This window comes from Gracilibacillus oryzae, from assembly GCF_009498735.1.
Taxonomy (GTDB): Bacteria; Bacillota; Bacilli; order Bacillales; family Amphibacillaceae; genus Gracilibacillus; species Gracilibacillus oryzae.
This window is the reverse complement of sequence record NZ_ML762442.1, coordinates 46152-68968: the sequence shown is the minus strand read 5'-3', so window position 1 is coordinate 68968 and position 22817 is coordinate 46152. Positions and strand designations below refer to the sequence as shown.

Genomic DNA, 22817 nt, shown 5'->3' with positions numbered 1-22817 from the left:
CGATCGGACACCTCGTATCATACCAAGGAGGCTTTTTGTATTCAAACCTCAAATTTCTTCATTACAGGAATGCTCCTTTAGTTCATTTAAAGTTCCAACATGCACATTTCATCTTATTTTTTATTACATACGAAACAGTTTGATAAAAAGATTCAATCATAACAATTATTGTTGAAGTTCTCTGCTTCTGATTAGCATATTCACTATTAAAAACCAATAACCCTCGCGATCACAAACTTTCCCAAAAAACATGCTTGACAAAACAAACTACTCTGCGTTACTATACTAGTAGTAAGTGATACTGAATACCTGTAATACAAAGTACTGAATAACAGTGATCGTCAAAAGAGGGATGAATTTGCAAAATAATACAGAAATGCTGAAAGGGCTGCTGGAGGGGTGTGTGCTTGAAATCATCAGTCGTGGCGAAACATATGGCTATGAAATTACCCAGCAGCTGCGGGAACTTGGCTTTACGGATGTGGTGGAAGGCACTGTTTATACGATTACCATGAGGCTAGAGAAAAACAACCTCGTGGACATTGAAAAAAAGAAATCCACTGTAGGTCCACCGAGAAAATTCTATACATTAAACGCAGCAGGCAGAGAACAATTGGAATCATTTTGGGATAAATGGGATTTTATCTCGAGCAAGATTAACGAACTCAAAACGAATGAAATGAAAAGGAGAAGATAAGATGAGTCTAATTGACAAAATTATCGGCAGTCTGGATGATAAGCGGGAATGGAAGGAAATGGAGGCACGTGCGAAGTCGCTTCCAAGCGAATACCATAATGCTTATAAAGCGATTCAAAAATATATGTGGACTGCTGGAGGTCCTGAAAACTGGGAGGACACGAAACGTATTTTCGGCGGTATTCTTGATCTTTTTGAAGAAGGGGCAGCTAATGGCAAGAAAGTTACGGACCTTACGGGTGAAAATGTGGCTGCATTTTGCGATGACCTAGTAAAGGATACGGAAACTTGGAGAGACAAATATCGCGAGAAGCTGAATAATACGATTGCTCGTGACTAATTAAAAATTCAAGAGAAACTTTTTTCATATCAACACGGAGTAAACACGAATAATGTTCGTGTTTACTCTACTTTAAAATAAACCGGCAAGGGGAAATGAAAATGACCAGTGGAAAAGAGATACTAACTAAATTTGGATTGGAGGCGAAGGAGGAGCCTGTAAGTATTTATCCATTCTCGCCCGTTTTTCGCGTAAGCTATGGAGGAAATGATGTTATCGTAAAACGTACACAACAGAAAGCGGACAATGTAATGGCATATACTGCGATGCTGAGAGAGAACGGAATTAATGTGGTCACACCTGTTAAGTTGCCGGTAGATAATCCACAAAAAATTGAGGAAACAAATTACGTTGTTTATCCATTTATAGAAGGTGAGAAATATTCAGGAAAAGAAACAGAAATATACGAAGCTGGAGCATTATTAGGAAGAATTCATAGTCTTTCTCCTGTTACCAATAATTTTAATTTACTTGCATATGATGTTTACGATTTCACTCAACAAGAGGTAGAAGAGAGCATGAACGCCATTATACAACATGCAAAAAAAGCTGAAGCAGAAATCAATACAGGATTAAAAGGAAAGTTACTAGAAAGTGTGAGATTTCAAGAAGTGATACACAATGCAGGATTACCCCATGTCGCAACCCCTCATGATTTTAAAGCGAATAATCTCATTTTTATTCCACAACCATATCTAATTGATCCAGATAATGCGGCTTGGATACCAAGAATCTTTGATCTGGCATTAGCATTACTACTTTTTCATAATGAGCATAACACTGCACCTGATCGGATGATTACAATAGAAGAATGGAAACTGTTCTTATCAGGGTATCAACAATATGTAACGTTGACCGATAAGGAAAAATCACTGTGGAAAAAGGCAATACAGCACGTTTTCCTTGATGAAGTGATGTGGTTGATGGCTGAATATGAAGAGGACTGGCAGGATCCTGTTCAAAGAAATCTATTTATCAGTTTAATAAGGGTCATGCTGAATGATACGCATTATTCCTTCCAATAAAAGGTAATTTATGTTACAGTGTCCATAGCAAAGGGGGCATCACTTTGAAGAAATCTGTTTGCATCGTTATGACACTTGTACTGATCCTGGCTGGATGCAATTTTCATTCAGACTCCAAGGAGTTTGTAGATTATGACAAAGAAGAAATCACAGAATCATCTCATGTGTTGACTTTTAACCCGGAAGTCCCGAAGCTGCTTCCATTTGAACCAGTAGAGACAAATGTAGATATAGCGAGTTTAGCTGGAATGGAGAATAATTATATTACTGTTCGTTTTATTAACGAAGACCAGGAAGAGATAACATACAGGGCAGGCCTTCAGAAAAACGCTTTAGAATATACGGAAGAGAAAGTAACCATTACGGAGAATGTAGAAGGAAGATACGGGGAAAATGATGGATCAAAAATTTTGAAATGGGATAAAAATAATATATATTATGAACTGTTTGTTAAGAGTGGCACTATCTCAAAGGAGGACATGCTTACAATAGCTGAAAATTTCTACTTGATTCGATAATTCTTAATTTCCTTATTGAATAAGATAGACCTCCCGTATAACCGCTCAGCACTTAGGGTAGGTCTATCTCTGAAACGATAGCAGATTCTAACATTGGGGAACCCACCAAGTTGGGATCCAATTAGATAATCTGCTTAGGTACATATATTTCGTTAGCAATTCCTTTTTCTTCCGGAAATGCTTTTCTTTCTTATCTGGATTATCTAAGAATGGTTTATGAGAAATTTCCTGACTGCATATTCTAGGACACCTGTTGAATTCGAATGTGCTCTATATACATATATAGTAACTACTTTTCTTTCCTCTATCTTTCGTTTATACTGTGAAAATAAAGGAATACATAGCTTAAATAAAGTCTTTTGGTATTTTGACTTTATGAATGAAAGGAATTAGAGAATGTTAGATACAACGGATATGCTGATATTAGATGAGCTTTCCAGAAACAGCCGGATTACGATGAAAGAACTGGGGGAGAAAGTCCACTTGACAGGACCAGCTGCTTCCGCGAGAGTCGCGAAACTAGAGGATAATGGGGTGATTGAAGGGTATTCCATTAACATCGATCAAATCAAATTGGGTTTTCATATCCATGCTTTTTTAAACATTTATACGAAAAGCTCTTATCACCAGCCATACTTATCCTTCACAGAAAAACAAAAGGAATATATCATCAATAACTATAAAATCAGCGGTGATGGCTGTTACCTGCTTGAGTGCAGATTTCCTTCCAATGAGTTGCTGGATAACTTTTTGATCGACTTAAACAAGCATGTCAATTATAAATTATCGATGGTAATTAAAAATAATAAATAAAACCAATACTGACTCTATCCTGTAGTCAGTTTTTTTATCCGAAATTCTGTTTACTGACATAAATATTACCAGTTCTCTCCTTAAAATAGTTCCTGTCAAGAGTTTTTGGATGAGTTTCTATTTTGAGCCATTCATTAAACGAGGGAGGAATATAAATGATAATTCTGGTAACAGTACTATCCATTTTAGGAGGTTTGTCTGGATCGTTCAGTGGTTTTCTTGTCACAGCCAAGGGTGAGGTGTTTGGTGATATTTATGTGACAAGTAATGAAGCTGCTCTGTTCTGGGTTTCGATTATTTCCATTTTCCTTGGTTTTCTCGCATGGAAATGGAACAAATTAAGTGGGGCAGGTTTACTTATTGTTGCGATCTACGGTATTTATACTAATGGCCTATTTTTCACGATTGCTTTTATTTTCTTATTAATCGCGGGAATTTTAGCTTTCAGAGTGAAGCCGCAAAGAAAACAGGCTGTTTAAAAAAAGAAAGGTTGATCACTCATTCGATTATCAATTATATGAAAATTTAACCATTTCCAAAATTTATTATAAATCCTTAAAGATTCCCTTGCTATTAGTCGATATTAAAAGTAATGTTTATTTACAGATATTTATATTTTTCTAGTCTTTTTTTATCGATTACAAAGTCAGGGTGGGATTTATGATGAAGAATGTTCTTTTAGCAAAACAGCCAATATTAGATCGAGATCAAACAATATGTGCATATGAACTGTTATATCGCAGTGAAAAAGCACCACAGCAGTGGGATGGTGATTTAGCAACTGTTGAAGTAATGATTCATGCATTTTTAAATATTGGGATTAAACAATTAGCAGGATCTCATCCTGTGTTTATAAACTTCACAGAAAATTTAATTAGCAAAGATTTATTATCCCATTTCTCCCCAGATGATATTGTTATTGAATTATTAGAAGATATTCCACTAACGAAAGAAATGAAAGAAAAAATTCAGTGCCTCTCCGAAAGTGGTTACAGGCTTGCATTAGATGATGTTACTCCAGAGTCATTCCAGGAATGGCATGATGCTGATATGATACAGTATCTAACCCACGTAAAAATAGATTTCATGGCCACTTCCAACAATAAAGAAAGGGAAAAAATCGCAGCAGTTGTCCGCTCGATTTATCCGCATATTCGTCTGATCGCAGAGAAGGTGGAAACAGACGAGGACTTTAACGAAGCCCGAAAGGCAGGTTATCATCTGTATCAAGGCTATTTCTTTATGAAGCCAAAAGTGGTGAAAATGGTGGAGATTCCTTCCGGTTTTTTAACCTATGTTGATCTGATTCAACAAATCGATCATCTCTATTTAATTAATATAGCGAAGTATATTCAACAAGATTTATCTCTTTCTTATAAGTTGCTAAAATTAATCAATTCCCCATCATACCAGAGAATGGAACGGATTAATTCGATTGAGCGTGCAGTTGTTTTATTAGGTAAAAAAGAAATCAAAAAATGGTTATATATTCTTGCACTAAGAGATTCCATGAACCATACCAAAAAGCAAGGAATCGACGCACTTGTGAAAAGTTCGTATTACCGTGCCAAAATGTGTGAGAACCTGGCAGAATTCAAAGCACAGCAATATCAGCCAGAAGCATTTCTGGTAGGCTATTTTTCACAGCTGCCTGCAATTCTCTGTCAGCCATTGGATCTATTAGTAAATACTTTATCGTTAGATAACCGAATTGAATCTGCATTAAAAGAAGAACCTGGTTTGCTGACAGATATTTATCAGCTCGCTGTAGCTTATGAGGAGGCAAACTGGACGAAGATTGATCAATTAACAGAAAAACTAAACCTTCACTCTGTATCTGTATATGAAGCATATCAACAAGCAAATCAATGGATGTTTAAATTATTGGATTAGAGCTAGTTGAGCATAGGAGTCCTTGGCGATTAATAATGAACCAGGGGCTTTTTGCTGTGTTTATATTTTCTTATGAAAATGGTCATGAGTAATTGGTTTGATTGATGCTTGTTTTAACAATTCATGAATATTAATTCAGCAAGTTTTACATATTTCCGGCACCTTAGATTATGGTATGCTTTAGTTGAATCCGTTTTCAAAAGGGTGATCCTTTTTTGAATTCAATGGATAAAACAACCATGTTATAAAGGAGGAATAGAAATGAAAGGTAACAAAGTAATCATATTTTTCGTTATGCTCACAATCTTTCCATCCATATTTTTTCTCAGTGGCATAGAAGCAGCAAGTGCAGCAGAGATTGATTCTATCCCTAACACGACAAGGAGTATAAAAGACTATGACCAAAGTTTTCTATCAGTAACTGGATACGCTGCCGAAGGTGTAAATGATCGTAGTCAATATATAGGGACCTCTTATTATCGAAAGGTGAAGACAGAAAGAGAGTTCCTGCAGGCAATCCTTGATGCTGGAAATGACAGTGTGAAAGTAATCGAGGTGGCGAAAGATTTAAACCTTGGCTGGAATGCCTTAAATTTAACAGAAGAAGAACAGAAGAAATATCGTTTTATTAAACAATATCGCGATCCGATGAACGGCTTTACCAATCCAAACCTGGCAGCCTCTGGTGTTTCGCAACTGGATGTTAATAATGTGGATGGGCTGACGATTTTTTCGAAAAAGGGGAAAACAATCAGGCATACAGAAATCAATCTGCAACGATCAACGAATGATATTGTAATAAGAAATATGAATTTTGATGGCATGTGGCAATGGGACGATACAGGCAACCACAAGGAAGTTGGGTGGACATTTATTAAGGTAAATGGTGCGAATAATGTCTGGATTGATCACAGTAAATTCTCAATTGCGGCAGATGGATTAATTGATACAGAGAATGGTGGCTCCAATATTACGATTTCCTGGTCTGAATTCGGCTTGCCAGCAGATGAGACACCAGCAAAAGACAGCGATATTTATCAATCGATTCAGTTTATGGAAGCAAAATATAATGCGGGAGAATTGGGTTCTGACAGTGTGTATTCTAATATGCGCAATGCTGGAGCAACGAAAGAACAGATCATGGCATTTGCGGCATTTCACAGCAAAGTGCATTTAACAGGTTCAGGGGACAAGGATTATATGGATTATGTAAGCAGCAGTGGAACGAATTATAAGGACGGCAATCAGCGAATTCGCTTAACCCTTGCTTATAATCGTTATACGAACGTAGGGCAGAGAATTCCAATGATACGCCAAGGTACTGGTCATGCTTACAACCTTTATCTGGACAACTCGACACATGAAGAGGTGCTGGAAAATGTCAGCGCGATTGCGGAATACGCTGGAGGCGGAGACACTCTTTCCCGAGCACTTAATGCAAGAAATGGTGCTTCCATTGCAGCAGATACTTCTGTATTTGTTGATATTACAGAGCCGATCATTGGTGCAGAAATTCAAGGACTGGATACAAAGAACATGGATGAACAATGGGCAGAACTCTTTCAACATGCCTATAACCGGAATTTAATCGTTAACTCTCATATTTCCAATAAATATGGCACATATACAGGAAGCAGCTGGGATAATAATGGGGAGAATCTTTTTACCAGAGGATTCGTGTGGCATGACAAGGCTACGATAGGCAACTGGGCATGGTCGTCTCATATTGTCGGAAGTGAGAATATGGAGAAGATGAATCCACCGTCAGATCCATTTACTTTCCAATATAATTATGATGAAGAACTGCCATATACGTATAATGTTGTTCCTTTAGACAGTGTTGTACCAACTGTTACCCAATATGCCGGGGTTAATAAAGTGAATAATAGCCCAATCCGCTGGTTAAACACAGATAACAGTTCAAAGAAAAAGTGAGAATTGTTAGCTAGTGCTAGAATATACGTTCGTGAAAAATGTGATATAATAGAATAGGATAACGTTCTTTTAGGGTTAGGTCGGCTAATCCCCTGTTGAAAGAGGGTGATGCTATGAGTATGTACGAAAGCTTTGTCGTGCTGTTTTCTTTTGGTACGTTTATTCTTTCGTTACTCGCTTTGATCATCACATTGATCAACAGAAAATAGACCTCCCTATTAACCGACTAAGTGAGTAGGTGAGGTCTATCCAACAGTGATAGCCGATCCTCCGGGGAACCGCTTATCCATCACCCGCAGTTACCGCTGCGGGTGTTTTAGTTTATATTTTCTTACATTTATTATAACATATGCTGTTACAAAATCAAAAGCAACATGCGAATTACGGGTAATGAAACCTTTTTCTTCTCAAGCAGCATACCCTCAGTTATTCACCCATTATTCTATACTAAAGTCCTTGATATTAGACCTCCCTGACATTGTTTGGAGAAATTTTTAACTAAAATTAATATTTCCTTAACAATCAACTGATAAGATTATATCGAACGAAAGTTTTGTATAATCCTTATTAGGAGGAAATAAATTGAGCAAATTAAAAAATTTAACCTCATCTCTCTTTTATAAGTTCTTTTTTTCCTATTTGCTCGTCTTTCTTATCCCATTTATTATTATCAGTGCTATCTTTTATAATAATTCTGTTAATAGTCTGCGAGAAGAAGTTGTTCATTCCAATGTAAACAAACTGGAACTGGTAAGAGACTTAACAGATTCCCATATGAACCAGCTGTCAGAGATAGCTGCCAAGATCTCCTTTGATGAACGTTTAACACCATATATGGTTTCCAATCCTTATTCAGATAAGATCGCAATAGAAGAACTGCAGCGATACCATATTAACAGTTCGATTGCCGAGAGTCTCCTGCTTCATTACCGTGCAGATGACCATGTCTACACAACCAGCGGGATAGGCACGATTGACAACTATATTAACAATGTGTATTCATTTACAGAACAGGACAGACAAGCATTTACCAACACACTATATGTAGCGAATCAGCCTGTCATCCAATCCATAATGTTAGCTGGTAACCAGGAAAAGCAGAAAAAGATGATTGCCTATACATTTCCGGTCCCTGTTGACAATCCTTTTCCACTAGGAACGGTTACTTTTATGGTAAAGGAAAAGACGATTAATAGTTTAATCAACCCATTGTTAGGTGAATTTGATGGGAATGTTTATATTTTCTCAGAAGATAATACACTGCTCACATCGATCAACCATGGCGAAAGAGTTCAAACGGAGACAATCATTGATATGGCAGACTCTTCTGATGTAATCAGTAAAGACATTAATGGAAGTAATTACTCGCTTATCTCGATGCAGTCGGACGTGAATGGCTGGAAGTATGTTACCGCAATGCCGACCGCACAGTTTTACGGAAGTATAGCGGACCTTCGAACATCGATTATATTAATTGTCACACTGATTGCCTTTATTGGCCTGAGTTTCACCATTTATTTGTCAATAAAGCAATACAGACCGATTCACAGTCTGTTTCAATATTTAAAGACAAAGCATCCTGTACAGAATACCAGCCTGTCAAGAGAGGATGAACTTGGCCGAATCCGGCACACGTTTGATTCCATTGTGGAAAACAGTGAGAAATTACAGGAAAAAGTCAATATCCAGCAGCCATTTGTCAGGGATCAGCTGTTAATGAATATCCTCAAAGGGGAAGCGGACAATGATAGGAACCTGTTTAAGGAACTGGATATTATTTTTCATGATCATGCATTCTATGTTTTAATAGTCTCTTTTGGCAAAAAGCAGGAGAGAAATAAACAAGCAGTACATAAGGACGAGTTAATTCCATTGCTCCAGAAAGTCAGCAACTCCTATGGGACAGGCTATGGTGTAGAGTTAATTCATGATAACGGTATAGGTATGATTGTCAATTTGACCAATGAAGAAGAATCTGCAGAAAAGATTCAGCAACATTTTCTAATCCAATTGAAAGAACATATATGTGAACATACCCAGCTTTCCCCAACAATAGGGGTTGGGAAAATATACCGTGAGTTAAGTCTTGTGAACCGTTCTTTTATTGAAGCATCTGCTGCAGTGGAATTTCCTGTCGCATTAAAAAATGATGTTATTTATTTCGATGATATAAGTGAAATGGGAGAAAGCAAGGCATGGTATCCTGTTAATGAACAAGCGAAGTTTATCCAGAGTTTGAAACAAGGTGATGAGAAGGTTGCCAAGGAGACATTGGATAAAATGATTCAAAGCATAAGTGAGAAGAAAATGTCGATCTATTTAGTCAAATGTATGTGTTATGACATTATCAATCTTATTATTAAAACTGTTTACGAAATGAAGCTGGATTTATCGATAAAGGCAGTTAATGAACTGGCAGACTTTCATTCCATTCAACAGCTGGAAACAAATGTCCAGGCATTAATTAAAGGGATCTGCCAGGAAGTGAATACAAGAAAAGATAACCAACATGTGATGATAAAGGAGAAACTTTTAGAATATATTCACAAGGAATATACTTCCAATCAATTGAGTTTAGAAAATGCTGCCGAACGATTACAAGTATCAGTCTCCTTTTTAAGCAAATTTATGAAGGAAGAAACAGGCTTTACGTTTACGCAATATGTCTGGAACCTCAGAATGGGTGAAGTAAAGCGGCAGTTAGTGGAGACAAACCTCTCTATTAAGGAGATTGTCCTGAATATTGGCTATCTTGATGTGGCCAACTTTATCCGGAAGTTTAAGAATACAGAAGGGTTAACACCGGGCCAATACCGCAAGCAAACTGTTGAAAAAAACTAGTAAGAAAACCACATGTCTCTATAGGAACATGTGGTTTTTTTATAATCAATCAAGCTGTAATATATGTTGGATTTATTTTGGTTTTAAAGCCTGAATCCACAGCATTGCAGCCATATTGGTATGTCAAATTTATCTGGATATGTCGATCTTCTTTTCTTCTTTGGAAAATTGCCGGAAAATAGCGTAATGGCGCCATTTCCGCTTATAAAAACGACATATATACACCTGTTTCTGACATGTGATACTTTTGATTTGCGGCAAGGTGCTGCAAATTAAAAAGTGAAGGGAGGATAACAATTTGACTTATCTATTACTAGTTGGAGCTGGTGTGATGGGCAGAACTCATATGAATGCCTATCAAAAGATGGACAATGTAAAAGTTGCGGGAATCGTCGATTTAGATCTCCAAAAGGCGGAAGCAATTGCTTTACATGGTGAACCAGTCTTTTCATCAATGGAAGAGGCAATGGAACAACTAACAACAATTGACCTTGTCGATATATGCTTACCAACAGATCTGCATCATACATACATAAAAAAAGCATCCCATTATACCCAAAATATTATTTGCGAAAAGCCATTAGGCAGAAATGTGGAAGAAGCAATGGAAATCATTCAATTTTGTAAACAAGAGCAGATCAATCTTTTTGTTGGACATGTTGTCCGTTTTTTTCCAGAATATCAGCTTACCAAGAGATTGCTGGACTCATCCAAAATTGGCAAACCTGGTGTTGTCAGGATGTCCCGGACAAGTGCTTTTCCAAAATGGGAAAAATGGTATGGAGATGCCGGGAAAAGTGGCGGACTTATATTAGATTTAATTATCCATGATTTTGATTATTTAAGATGGTGTTTTGGCGAGGTGGAGCGAGTGTATGCCAAAGGTATCTCGATTCAGAAGGTCAAAGATAAAGACTATGCTTTGGTAACATTGCGCTTTAAAAATGGCGTAATTGCCCATGTGGAAGGAAGCTGGACACACCATCACTTTACAGCAAAATTTGAGATGTCAGGCACAGATGGTGTGATTTCCTATAACAGTGACCAGCAGAAATCTTTACGTATTGCAACAAATGGGGAAGCTTCATCACCTGGTTCCATTGTTCAAAAAAGCCCGTTAAATAAAAATCCGCACCATAAAGAGCTCGAACATTTTATTGAATGTGTGGAAACCAATAAGCAACCATTGATCACACCTGAAGATGCAATGAAAGCTATTGAAATTTCGATGGCTGCGATTCGTTCAATGGAAACAGGCCAGCCTGTTACGCTAAATGAATGAAGGAGAGATAAATGTGAAAATTGGTGTAATCAGTTTTGCCCATATGCATGCCTACAGCTACGCCAAAGCCTTCAGCCAGCTGGATGATGTAGAAATAACGGCTGTCACCGATGAAGATGAAACAAGAGGAAAACAGGCTGCAGAAAACCTTCATGCCACTTTTTATTCATCATATGAAGAATTGCTGAAGCAGGATATTGATGCTGTTATTATCACATCTGAAAATATCCACCATTGTAAACATACTGTTGCAGCAGCTAAGGCAAAAAAGCATGTACTTGTGGAGAAGCCAATGGCAACAACAATAGAGGATGCAGAGAAAATGATCCAAGCTTGTAAGGATAACGGCGTCCTGCTGCAAGTTGCCTATCCAGTTAGATTTAATACAACAATTATGCAAGCAAAAGCAGAAATCGACAACGGCACAATTGGTGAAGTTCTTGCAATAAATGCAACCAATCGAGGCAAAAATCCAGGCGGCTGGTTTGTGGACAAAGAGAAATCAGGTGGCGGGGCTGTAATGGATCATACAGTACACGTAGTCGATGTTATTCGTTCACTGATTAACAGTGAAGTGAAAGAAGTTTATGCGGAAGTTGACCAGCTTTTTCATGATAAGCCGATTGATGATGCAGGCGTGCTGACAATGTCATTTACAAACGGCGTCTTCGCAACACTTGATTGCAGCTGGTCCAAAAACAGAAACTATCCCTCAGGTGCCGATGTGACGCTTGAAATCATCGGAACAGAAGGCATTCTTTCTGTCGATGCTTTCAAACAGTATGTACAAGTCTCGACCGTTCATTATAGTGAGCAGAACCTTGGCTGGGGAGACAGCATGAATGAAAGCTTAATCAGAGATTTTATTCAAAATATTTCAGAGGGAAAAGACCCGGCAACATCTGGCTATGATGGCTTAAAAGCAGTAGAGGTCATTCTGGCTGCATATGAATCTGCCGAGAAAGTCAAAACAATTTCCATAGGATAATTCTATTTGAAAAAATAAAAGATGATAGAGGAGGAAATATATTGAAACTCAGAAAAGGTCTATTAGCTGCTACAAGTGCTGTATTATTATTATCTGCCTGCAGTAATGCAGAAGGGTCTGGCGGGGAGAGTACTGCCGAGACAGCAAATACCGACAATGTCAGCAAAACAGGTATGCCAATTGTTAATGAACAAATCAAACTGGAAATATTCGCGGATCGTGCTGCATCCACTAATGAGGACTGGAATGATGTCATGATCTTTAATGAGTATGAAGAAATGACCAACATTGATGTGGAATGGGAAATGGTGCCAACTGATGCGTTGGAAGAAAAAAGAAACCTGGCACTCGCAAGTGGGACACTGCCTGACGTTTTTCACTCTGCAGATCTTTCCAATCTTGATTTATTAAAATACGGACAGCAAGGGGTTTTTATTGAATTAAATGATTTGATTGATCAGTATGCTCCAAATTTAAAGAAACTAATGGAAGAAAATCCTGATATTAAAAAAGGGTTAACTTTCCCTAATGGCAAGATCTATTCGATGCCAACCATTTATTCACCTGATTTCACGTCCGTTTTGATCGGTTCACGGCCATGGATTAATCAGGACTGGTTAGAGCAATTGGGAATGGAAAATCCGCAAACAACAGAAGAGTTTTATCAATACTTAAAAGCAGTTCAGGAAACAGACCTAAATGGGAACGGCAAGAATGACGAGATCCCTTATGGCGGGACAGTAATTGGCGGTTTAGTTGGCTGGATGAAAGGTGCCTATGGTTTAGGAAATCTGGGAACACGCCATAAATATGTGGATTTAGACCCTGAAAATAATGAGCAGCTTCGCTTCTATCCAGCTGAAGAAGAGTATAAGCAAATGCTGCAATTTATTAATAAATTATATAGTGAAGGCTTAATTCAGCAAAATATTTATACCATCGACTATAACCAGTTCTTAGCAAACGGGTCAGAAAACATTTACGGAAGTACCGTACTTACAAATCCGAGAACATCTTTCGGTGATACGGGAGAACAATTTGTAGGCGCCAATGCACTGGAAGGGGAAAATGGGGAAAAAATGTTTGTAGACATTGGTTCTTCCTTAGTAAGACTTGGAGGATTTGCCATCACAAAAGAAAATCCAAATCCTGCTGCAACAGTAAGATGGATGGATCATTTCTACAGTGATGAAGGTGCGAAATTATTCTTTATGGGTAAAGAAGGAGTAACCTATGAAGAAACAGAAGATGGAGAAATCCAATACTTAGACAGTATCACGAATAGTCCGGATGGTTTAACAATGGAACAGGAATTAGCCAAACATCTGACATGGCTTGGCGGAGGTTATCCTGGTATTGTGAAAAAAGACTATTTCCAAGGTGCAGAAAGTCTTCCTTCTGCAATAGAAGCTGCTGACAGATTAGATCCATACTTGCCAGAACAACTGGTACCAGCATTTACTTTTACTGAAGAAGAGAGCAGAAGATTCTCAGCACTAGCTGCAGATATTGAAAAATATGTGCAGGAAACACAAGACAAACTGATTACTGGCGAAATTTCCTTTGCTGAGTGGGATAACTATATTCAGACATTAAACGATATGGGCTTGGAAGAATATATGGAAATTCAGAATGCCGCATTTGAGCGTTATAAAAACAGTTAAGGTTGACTAAATAAATACTGGTACAATATGGAACTTGATGCCTATTGTACCAGATAATACAGACATTTGCTAAACTGCCCAATCAATAAAAAGCAGAAAGAGAAATCCAAAATACAGAGGGTTTTACAAAGATTTGTATTATTTCTCCTTCCAGATTTCCCTTTTTTGGTATTCGCGCCATGTATAGTTGGCTCAAAAGGAATCCATACCGTGATCGCATTCAAACAAAACTCCAAGTATCTACTTTATTTAAAAGATTTTTTTCAAAGAAGAGTCGGCAATGTTTCATGATGACAGATTAAAATTATTTTCAGTTGTTTATGAATTTGCTAAAAAGGTTCAGTTAACGTAAGGTGAATTTTTTTAAATTTGAAATTAAAGGATATTGAGGAGGAAAGGTTTTGAAGCTTAAAAAAAGTCTATTAGCTGCAACAAGTGCTGTGTTATTATTATCCGCCTGCAATAATGCAGAAGGTACACAAGGGGAGGATAGTGCAGAGACAGCTTCCGAAAAAGTTAACGAAACAGGAATGCCGATCGTTGATGAACAAATTCAGCTTAAATTCTTTGCAGACAGAGCAGCAACTACCCATGAAGACTGGAATGATGTCATGATCTTTAATGAGTATGAAAAAATGACAAACATTGATGTGGAATGGGAAATGGTTCCAACAGATGCGTTAGCAGAAAAAAGGAATCTGGCATTAGCAAGTGGTACATTACCGGATGTTTTTCACTCTGCAGATATATCCAATCTCGATTTACTAGAATATGGACAGCAAGGTGTTTTTCTTGAACTAAATGATTTAATTGATCAGTATGCACCCAATTTAAAGAAATTAATGAATGAAAATCCAGACATCAAGAAGGGGATAACTTTCCCGAATGGAAAAATTTATTCCATGCCAACGATTTATGAACCTGACTTCCTATCTGTTCTTGATGGAGCTCGTCCTTGGGTCAATCAAGAGTGGTTAGATAAATTGGGAATGGAAAATCCAGAGACGACAGAAGAATTTTATCAATATTTAAAAGCAGTTCAGGAAACAGATCTTAATGGAAATGGCAAGCAAGATGAAATACCATATGGCGGGACAGTGATTGATGGTTTAGTTGGCTGGATAAAAGGTTCATATGGTCTTGGAAACAGAGGAATAAGGCACCCGTATATAGATGTTGATTCAGACAGTGATGAACTGCGCTTTTTCGCTGATGATGAAGAATATAAGCAAATGTTGCAATATATTAACAAATTATATAGTGAAGGCTTGATCCAGCAGAATATATTCTCCATTGATTATAACCAGTTCTTAGCAAATGGTGCACAAAACATTTATGGAAGTACCGTTTTTCACAACACTATTTCCCTTTTCGGTGAAGAGGTTGGTAGTAAATTTACCGGTGGAAATGCACTGGAGGGTGAAAATGGGGACAAAATGTATACAGATTTGGGATCTTCTTTAGCTGGAATGGGAGGATTTGTGATCACCAAAGAAAATCCAAATCCAGCTGCCACTGTTCGATGGATGGACTATTTTTACAGTGATGAAGGGGCCAAGCTATTCTTTATGGGACTTGAGGGAGAAACGTATCAAGAAACAGAAGATGGCGAGGTGGAGTATTTAGACAAGATCACCAATAGTCCAGATGGTTTAACAATGGAACAGGAATTAGCAAAATATATGACATGGCTTGGGGGAGGCTACCCAGGGATTGTGAAACAAGATTATTTTAAAGGTTCGGAAAGTCTTCCTAGTTCCATAAAAGCAACAGAAAGGCTAGAGCCATATATACCTGAAGAAATATGGCCGGCTTTTACTTTTACAGAAGAAGAGAGCAGAAGATTCTCAGCACTTGCAACTGATATTGAGAAATATGTCAAAGAAACCAGAGACAAACTGATCACAGGCGAAATTTCCTTTGCTGAGTGGGATAACTATGTTCAAACACTTCAAGATATGGGCTTAGAAGAGTATATGGAAATTCAGAATGCTGCATATGAACGTTTCAAGAACAGCTAAGTTTTAACAAAATATATGAAGTACAATAGGGCATCCACTGCCTATTGTACTTCCATAATCTAGCTAAAGGAGGTTGGATGGATGACAACTGCTAACCTGGAAATAGACAAGAAGCAGAAAGAAAGAAGTAAAATACATAAGCTTTTGCGAAGATTTAAGAATAGTTGGCAACTATATTTATTTCTCCTTCCAGCTTTAACTTTCTTTATCATTTTTCATTATCTGCCGATGTACGGTGTGCAGATTGCTTTTAAAGATTTTTATGCAACGGAAGGAATCTGGGGCAGTCCCTGGATTGGTTTTGACCATTTTACAAGGTTTTTTGATTCTTATTATTTTTGGCGCTTGCTGACAAACACCTTGCTGTTAAATTTATACCAGCTGGCACTGTTTCCGTTACCGATCATTCTCGCGCTTGCTGTGAATGAATTAAGAAATGGTGCGTTTAAGAAATGGGTCCAAACGATTACATATGCACCACATTTTATCTCCGTTGTCGTTATTGTCGGAATGATCGTTGCTTTTCTAGACACGATTACAGGACTTGCCAATCACATGATTACGAGTCTTGGCGGCGAATCTGTCCCATTTTTAACAAGCCCGGAATGGTTTCGTCATATTTTTGTCTGGTCAGATGTATGGCAGACGCTTGGCTGGGGCTCGATCATTTACTTGGCGGCATTAGCAGGAATTAACCCTGAACTCCATGAAGCAGCCAAAATCGATGGAGCAACAAGAATGCAGCGAATTCGCTATATCAATATTCCCGGAATCCTGCCAACCGTTGTTGTCCTATTTATTTTAAGTCTAGGTAATTTTATGGCAGTAGGATTTGAAAAAGTATTATTGTTACAAAACAATTTGAACTCTTCCACTTCTGACGTTATTCAGACTTTTGTCTATGAAAGTGGTTTGCTTGAGGGCCAATACAGTTTTGCGTCCGCAATCGGGCTATTTGATTCGATGATTAATATTATTTTGCTGATAACCGTCAATCAGATCGCAAAGAAAACGAGTGATAACAGCTTATGGTAGGTGAAAATGATGAGAGTTAGTTTATCTGATAAAGCATTTGACATTGTGAATAAAATATTTCTTCTAATTGTGACAGCTGTCATTCTTTATCCATTAATATTTGTAGTCAGCGCCTCTATCAGTGATCCAGGAGCGGTTAGTTCAGGGAGAATGTGGCTATGGCCCGTTGATATTACGCTAGAGGGATACAGAAAGGTCTTTGAAAACAGTGATATCTGGATCGGGTACCGTAACACCATTCTTTACACACTTCTCGGGACATTGATTCATTTACTTGTCTTAATACCTTGTGCCTATGCACTGTCAAGAAGAGAGGTCATGGGTAAAAAAATTATCTTATGGTTCATTATTTTCACAATGTTTTTTAATGGTGGATTAATTCCTACTTACCTGGTTGTAAAATCATTAGGAATGGTGGATACAATCTGGTCTGTTATTGTTCCAAATGCAGTAGGTGCGTGGAGTATTTTAGTTGCAAGGACATTCTTTCAGCAGAACATCCCAGAGCAACTGGTTGAAGCAGCAAAGATGGATGGAGGATCTGATTTTTATATTTTCCGTAAAGTCGTCTTGCCATTAGCTGGACCGATTATTGCAGTAATGGCATTATTCCACGGGGTAAGTCTATGGAATCAATATTTCAATGCCCTGATTTATATTTCTGATCAGAATCTTTATCCACTTCAGCTGTTTTTAAGAGAAATTCTGGTTATCAATGAAATAGACATGAATACACAGGAAGCTGGGCAGATGGAATCGTTTGTGGAACAGGTAAAAACAGCAGGCTTAATTAAATATGCAGTCATCATTGTTTCTGCATTGCCACTGCTTATTATCTATCCATTTCTGCAACGCTTTTTCGTGAAAGGTGTATTGATTGGATCAGTGAAAGAGTAACATCGTTATTTTGGGTTTCCCCCCTTAATATAAATATTGGCATAGCTGTTGTGTAATCAGCTATGCCAAAAATTCTTTTAAAGGCTGAACATTTTCTTCAGCATCCTTTATTCCTTGATGATACAAATCCATCAGTTTTGTTTTATTCCGCTCCACACGGCCAACGGTTAACTTTTCCCGCGGGTAAATCACAAAAATATTGCCCTGTTTCTCTTCCTCAAAGATATATTCCAATGTTTCATTATAAATGAGATGGCGTTTTTCCATTGCTTCCAACAATCCTGGAAAGTCTTTATATTTTTTGCGCATATACCAGCTGATTGATTGAGGCTTCTTATAATATCCGCGATTTCTTGTTAAGACAACAACATTTTTATTGTTGCCATCTCGAATCGACTGTTTAATCGGAATAGGGTCTGCTAAGCCGCCGTCCATCAGCATACGATCACCATACTCTACGACAGGGGCAAAAAATGGAAGTGAACTGGAAGCGCGGAGCAGTGTCAACACATCATGTGCATATTGTGTTTTGTGATAAAATACCGGCTCACCTGTGATACAATCCGTTACACCAATCACAAATTCCTCCGCTGCATTGTTATATGTCTGAAAATCAAACGGAACAAGCTGATTCGGCAAAGTGTCAAATAAGAAGTCCATCCCAAATAATTGTTTTTTCTTGATTAGATTACGAAAAGATAAATAATCCGGATGGTTAACAAAATCAATGCTGACCGTCTTATTTCGCTCCATTTGCCGTGAAATATAGGAAGAACCATTACATGCACCAGCCGATACACCGATTATATATGGCAAATAAATATTCTGTTCCATCAAGTAATGCAGCACGCCTGAAGTATACACACCTCTGCTGCCGCCGCCTTCTAAAACTAATCCTGTTTTTTCCATAATATCTCCTCTTACCAATATGTAGTTAATCCAAAGATTATTTTAGCATGTTTAATTGGAAAATTGTTGTTAGCTGTTTGCAAAGGGGTTTAATGATCATTTTCGATATTGCTCTATTTCTTCACTATTTTGTGACATCCCGCATATCAGCTTGGAATTCTGTTACACACTTACATAGTTTTTCGTGCACTTTGAATAATCTCGCGAATAAATGGCTCTTTCTTCTTTGTATAAGTTTGCCGGTCATATGTATGAAGATTGGCTAATTCCATCTTTAGGTCTTCATAGGCCTTTGCTGCTTGTGGATGTGATCTGAGATAGTCGCGAAACAGCAATTTTTCCACCCATTCCTTTCCATTATGCTGACAGATATGTAAATGAACAGTCCCTTGCCCCCAAGGTCCCTTTCGAAAAAATTTACGATCCATTATTTCGGGTTTTGGTATATATTCATAATTGACTTTCTCAAGTGGTGTGATAATGTGATCGACTATCTCCAGATCTTCTACCCCTGCTAGGATATCAATGATTGGTTTGGCAGAAAGGCCATATATAGAAGTGCTGCCAATATGTTCAATTCTGATCGCTTTGTCACCCAGCACTGAAAGAATGCGCTGCTTTTCATACCTAAATTGTTCTTCCCAGGCAGGATTATAAGCTGCAAGACGCACAACGGTTTTCGTCATATATGATCACCTGTTTTCTAATAAGCTCTTCCAACATTTGCTTCACAATTTTATCAGTTCGTCTTTCGCTGAATTGCTGATGATGAATCAGATATTTTCTGTTATCTGTGTACCTTTTAATTCCTTTTAAGAAAATCACCTAAACCAATTCTACTATAAACTGGAATCTGTAACCACATAAAATAATATAAACATCAAGAGGAGTGCAGGGAAGGGACTGAATGAAGAATAAGAGCGTTATAAACATCAAGAGGAATACAGGGAAGGTACTGAATGAAGAATAAGAGCGTTATAAACATCAAGAGGAGTACAGGGAAGGTGCTGAATGAAGAATAAGAGTGTTTTAAACATCAAGAGGAGTGCAGGGAAGGTGCTGAATGAAGAATAAGAGCGGTTTAAACATCAAAAAGAGAGCAGGGAAGGGGCTAATTAAAGAATAAAGGGATTTTAAACATCAAATAAAAAACCCGGACAATTAGTCCCTTGCCCAGGTCTTTTAAAAAGTCTCATTCTAAATCCAGCTCTTTCGGCTCCTGTCCATTTTTATTCATTAACCTTATTGCCAGTGGTTCGATTTCCAATACGATATATTTCGGATCATTGGGACCATCAAACCAGTTTTCCATATAGGAATTCCATAATTCTTCTTTTAAATCTTCTGATTCATTAATTTTAACTTTGCCTTGGTATTCCACATATGCATCACCAAAGCCATCCCCTTCATAGCCTAGTAAAATATGGGTATAAGGATTTTTTTCAATTTCATCCACTTTGTCTGTATCACTGCTTGTTGCGGTAAATAATTTCAGCCCATCATGTGTATAGGTCATATATCTGGAATGGGGGCGATCCTGCTTAATTGTTGCTAATGTACCAACATGACTGTTTTCCAGAATATTTTCTATTTGCTTACGTATATCTTGATTACTCATTTTTATCTACTCCTTCCTCTTAGGGATATTATTCCACGCAATGTGGAAATTAAACGTGATATACTTAGACACAGTACACAGACAGTATTTATCTACAGGGAGGGAAATGAATGACATTTCAACAACTCAAATATGTAATTGAAGTGGCAAGAAGCCGCTCCATTAGTAAGGCAGCACAAAACCTGTTTATCAGTCAGCCGAGTTTATCCAACAGCATTAAAGAACTGGAAAAGGAGATGGGCATCACCATTTTTTCCAGAACCAATAAAGGAATTATCATCACTCCGGAAGGGTCAGAATTTCTCGGCTATGCGAGGCAGGTTCTGGAACAGGCAGAATTATTAGAAAACCGTTATGCTCAAAACAGTTCGCAACAGCAGTTTGCCGTATCCTCCCAGCATTATGCATTTGCGGTAAGTGCCTTTGTACGATTGTTACAAGATTACAACCGCGAGGAATATGAGTTTACGTTAAGGGAAACAAAAACGTATGAAATTATCGATGATGTCACCAATCTCAGAAGTGAAATAGGAATATTATATTTGAATGGATTCAATGAAAAAGTAATCTCCAAATTTTTGCGGGAAGGGAATTTAGTTTTTCAGCAATTGTTTGAAGCAAAACCGCATGTGTTTATCAGTTCAAATAACCCATTGGCACAGCAGGATTATGTAACATTAGCTGACCTGGAGCCCTATCCTTATCTTTCTTACGAACAGGGGGAGTATAATTCCTTTTATTTTTCGGAGGAAATCTTGAGCACATTGACACGCCTTAAGAATATTCGTGTAACTGACAGGGCAACATTGTTTAATTTACTGATCGGCCTGAACGGCTATACCATCTCCACAGGGGTGATCAGTAAAGAATTAAATGGAGAAAATATTATCTCTGTCCCATTACAAGTGGATGAACGGATTACAGTAGGATACATCACCCATAAACATGTAGTCCAAAGCCCGATGGCCAAAATTTATATCGAGCTCCTGCATGAAACAATTGCAGATGAAATAAGTCAGATATAGTTTAAAACTATAGCAAACGATAGATTTTATATCTTACCTTATGGATGTTTTTTCATGCTACACTAATCTCACATTACTTACATATGAGGGAGAGAGAATCATGCCAGTACAGACAGCAGCAGGCAAAAGAACAATCACACCATTTCGTTATGACAATGTAGGAAGTTTCCTGCGACCAGACAAGCTAAAGGAAGCACGTTCCGCATTCGCTGATGGGAAAATCTCAGCACAAGAGTTGAAACAAGTGGAAGATGAAACAATAGAAGATCTAGTGAAAAAACAAAAAGAAGTCGGATTAAAAGCGATCACTGATGGGGAATTCCGTCGTTCTTGGTGGCATTTAGATTTTATGTGGGAATTAAATGGTGTGAAAAAAGAAGTAATCGAACAAGGATATCAATTTAACGGAGAAGAAACACGTCCGGAAACAGCAAGATTAACTGGAAAAATCAGTGGCGAAAATCATGTTTTTGTCGATCATTTCAAATTTATTCAGCAATTTGCTGATGACTCGGTGGTTGCAAGACAAACAATTCCGGCACCGGCACAGTTTCTCGCTGAATTGCAACGTCCTGATAACAGTGAAAGTACAAAAGAAATCTATCCAGACGTAAATGAGCTTGTAGAAGATATCGCGAAGGCATATCAAACGGTAATCCAGGATTTATATGATGCAGGCTGCCGCAGCTTGCAAATCGATGACTGTACATGGGGCATGCTTGTTGATCCAAAATATTGGGCAAGCAGACATGATAGTGCAAATGTACAGGAAGTAGGCGAACTGAATCTAAAAGTAAATAATTTAGCAATTGAAAATGCACCAGCAGATTTAGTTATTACAACACATGTCTGCCGCGGAAATTATCATTCCAAGTGGGCATCTTCAGGCGGTTATGACCCAATTGCGGAAATTTTATTTGCAAAAGAAAAGGTGGCTGCATATTATTTGGAATTTGACACAGACCGTTCTGGCGGTTTCGAACCATTAGCACATGTAAGTGATGATAAATTAGTGGTTCTTGGTCTGTTCTCATCCAAAACGGGTGAATTAGAAGATAAAGCAGCAATCAAACAACGCATTGAAGAAGCAGCAGAATATGTGAATATTGATCGTCTGTGCATCAGTCCGCAATGTGGATTTGCATCAACAGAAGAAGGAAATATTTTAACAGAAGAACAGCAATGGAATAAGCTTCTTCTAATCAAAGAAGTTGCGGAAGAAGTCTGGGGATAGAATTATATAGGTTAAAAAGCAAGCCCGCAGGAATCTGCGGGTTTTTTGCTGATTTTTCTAAGCATATTCTTACAGGGAAAGG

At 37.8% G+C, this 22817-nt stretch carries 21 protein-coding genes; 18 read left to right on the top strand and 3 right to left on the bottom strand.

The genetic code is table 11. The annotated features are described in order from the left end of the window. Positions 1–358: 358 nt before the first annotated feature. From F9U64_RS17725 to F9U64_RS17650, 16 genes are all read left to right on the top strand, one after another. Complete coding sequence (locus tag F9U64_RS17725) at positions 359–697, top strand: PadR family transcriptional regulator (protein WP_153406246.1); 339 nt, start codon at positions 359–361, stop codon at positions 695–697. Position 698: 1 nt separating this feature from the next. Next, positions 699–1037 (top strand): DUF1048 domain-containing protein, encoded by a 339-nt coding sequence (locus tag F9U64_RS17720; protein WP_153406245.1) that lies wholly within the window; start codon positions 699–701, stop codon positions 1035–1037. Positions 1038–1138: 101 nt separating this feature from the next. After that, on the top strand, positions 1139–2062 hold the full coding sequence (locus tag F9U64_RS17715) for a phosphotransferase (RefSeq protein WP_153406244.1): 924 nt from the start codon (positions 1139–1141) through the stop codon (positions 2060–2062). 44 nt (positions 2063–2106) lie between these two features. Continuing rightward, positions 2107–2580: a DUF4367 domain-containing protein gene (locus tag F9U64_RS17710; RefSeq protein ID WP_153406243.1), complete on the top strand. Its 474-nt coding sequence runs from the start codon at positions 2107–2109 to the stop codon at positions 2578–2580. A 396-nt stretch (positions 2581–2976) separates the two neighbouring features. Further along, entirely contained in the window at positions 2977–3393 is a 417-nt protein-coding gene (locus tag F9U64_RS17705; RefSeq protein ID WP_153406242.1) for an Lrp/AsnC family transcriptional regulator, read from the top strand. 155 nt (positions 3394–3548) lie between these two features. Then, positions 3549–3872: a hypothetical protein gene (locus F9U64_RS17700; RefSeq protein WP_153406241.1), complete on the top strand. Its 324-nt coding sequence runs from the start codon at positions 3549–3551 to the stop codon at positions 3870–3872. Positions 3873–4056: 184 nt separating this feature from the next. After that, a complete protein-coding gene (locus F9U64_RS17695) occupies positions 4057–5286 on the top strand; it encodes an EAL and HDOD domain-containing protein (protein WP_194287431.1) in 1230 nt (409 codons plus the stop codon). Positions 5287–5547: 261 nt separating this feature from the next. Next, complete coding sequence (locus F9U64_RS17690) at positions 5548–7221, top strand: pectate lyase family protein (protein ID WP_153406239.1); 1674 nt, start codon at positions 5548–5550, stop codon at positions 7219–7221. 113 nt (positions 7222–7334) lie between these two features. Continuing rightward, a complete protein-coding gene (locus F9U64_RS17685; RefSeq protein ID WP_139180278.1) occupies positions 7335–7430 on the top strand; it encodes a putative holin-like toxin in 96 nt (31 codons plus the stop codon). A 373-nt stretch (positions 7431–7803) separates the two neighbouring features. Then, a complete protein-coding gene (locus F9U64_RS17680) occupies positions 7804–10062 on the top strand; it encodes a helix-turn-helix domain-containing protein (protein WP_153406238.1) in 2259 nt (752 codons plus the stop codon). 298 nt (positions 10063–10360) lie between these two features. Beyond that, on the top strand, positions 10361–11344 hold the full coding sequence (locus tag F9U64_RS17675) for a Gfo/Idh/MocA family protein (RefSeq protein WP_153406237.1): 984 nt from the start codon (positions 10361–10363) through the stop codon (positions 11342–11344). A 13-nt stretch (positions 11345–11357) separates the two neighbouring features. Continuing rightward, the gene (locus tag F9U64_RS17670; protein WP_153406236.1) at positions 11358–12332 is read left to right on the top strand and encodes a Gfo/Idh/MocA family protein; all 975 of its coding nucleotides are present in this window, start codon (positions 11358–11360) and stop codon (positions 12330–12332) included. A gap of 41 nt (positions 12333–12373) precedes the next feature. Beyond that, entirely contained in the window at positions 12374–13996 is a 1623-nt protein-coding gene (locus F9U64_RS17665; protein WP_153406235.1) for an extracellular solute-binding protein, read from the top strand. Positions 13997–14397: 401 nt separating this feature from the next. Then, entirely contained in the window at positions 14398–16017 is a 1620-nt protein-coding gene (locus F9U64_RS17660) for an extracellular solute-binding protein (RefSeq protein WP_153406234.1), read from the top strand. A gap of 81 nt (positions 16018–16098) precedes the next feature. Beyond that, a complete protein-coding gene (locus F9U64_RS17655; protein ID WP_153406233.1) occupies positions 16099–17052 on the top strand; it encodes an ABC transporter permease in 954 nt (317 codons plus the stop codon). Between the two features lie 6 nt (positions 17053–17058). Further along, on the top strand, positions 17059–17949 hold the full coding sequence (locus tag F9U64_RS17650; protein WP_153406232.1) for a carbohydrate ABC transporter permease: 891 nt from the start codon (positions 17059–17061) through the stop codon (positions 17947–17949). A 60-nt stretch (positions 17950–18009) separates the two neighbouring features. On the opposite strand, the gene F9U64_RS17645 is transcribed toward F9U64_RS17650, so the two are convergent. The 3 genes from F9U64_RS17645 to F9U64_RS17635 form a co-directional block, all read right to left on the bottom strand. Next, the gene (locus F9U64_RS17645) at positions 18010–18858 is read right to left on the bottom strand and encodes a patatin-like phospholipase family protein (protein WP_153406231.1); all 849 of its coding nucleotides are present in this window, start codon (positions 18856–18858) and stop codon (positions 18010–18012) included. 170 nt (positions 18859–19028) lie between these two features. Next, positions 19029–19544 carry a GrpB family protein gene (locus tag F9U64_RS17640; RefSeq protein ID WP_153406230.1) on the bottom strand — a complete coding sequence of 172 codons (516 nt, stop codon included), beginning with the start codon at positions 19542–19544 and terminating at the stop codon, positions 19029–19031. 506 nt (positions 19545–20050) lie between these two features. Next, positions 20051–20476 (bottom strand): pyridoxamine 5'-phosphate oxidase family protein, encoded by a 426-nt coding sequence (locus F9U64_RS17635; RefSeq protein ID WP_153406229.1) that lies wholly within the window; start codon positions 20474–20476, stop codon positions 20051–20053. A gap of 110 nt (positions 20477–20586) precedes the next feature. Between F9U64_RS17635 and F9U64_RS17630 the strand changes: the two genes are divergently transcribed. Together F9U64_RS17630 and F9U64_RS17625 are read left to right on the top strand one after the other, a co-directional pair. Further along, the gene (locus tag F9U64_RS17630) at positions 20587–21501 is read left to right on the top strand and encodes a LysR family transcriptional regulator (RefSeq protein ID WP_153406228.1); all 915 of its coding nucleotides are present in this window, start codon (positions 20587–20589) and stop codon (positions 21499–21501) included. Positions 21502–21601: 100 nt separating this feature from the next. Next, positions 21602–22735 (top strand): 5-methyltetrahydropteroyltriglutamate--homocysteine S-methyltransferase, encoded by a 1134-nt coding sequence (locus tag F9U64_RS17625; protein WP_153406227.1) that lies wholly within the window; start codon positions 21602–21604, stop codon positions 22733–22735. Positions 22736–22817 lie beyond the last annotated feature (82 nt).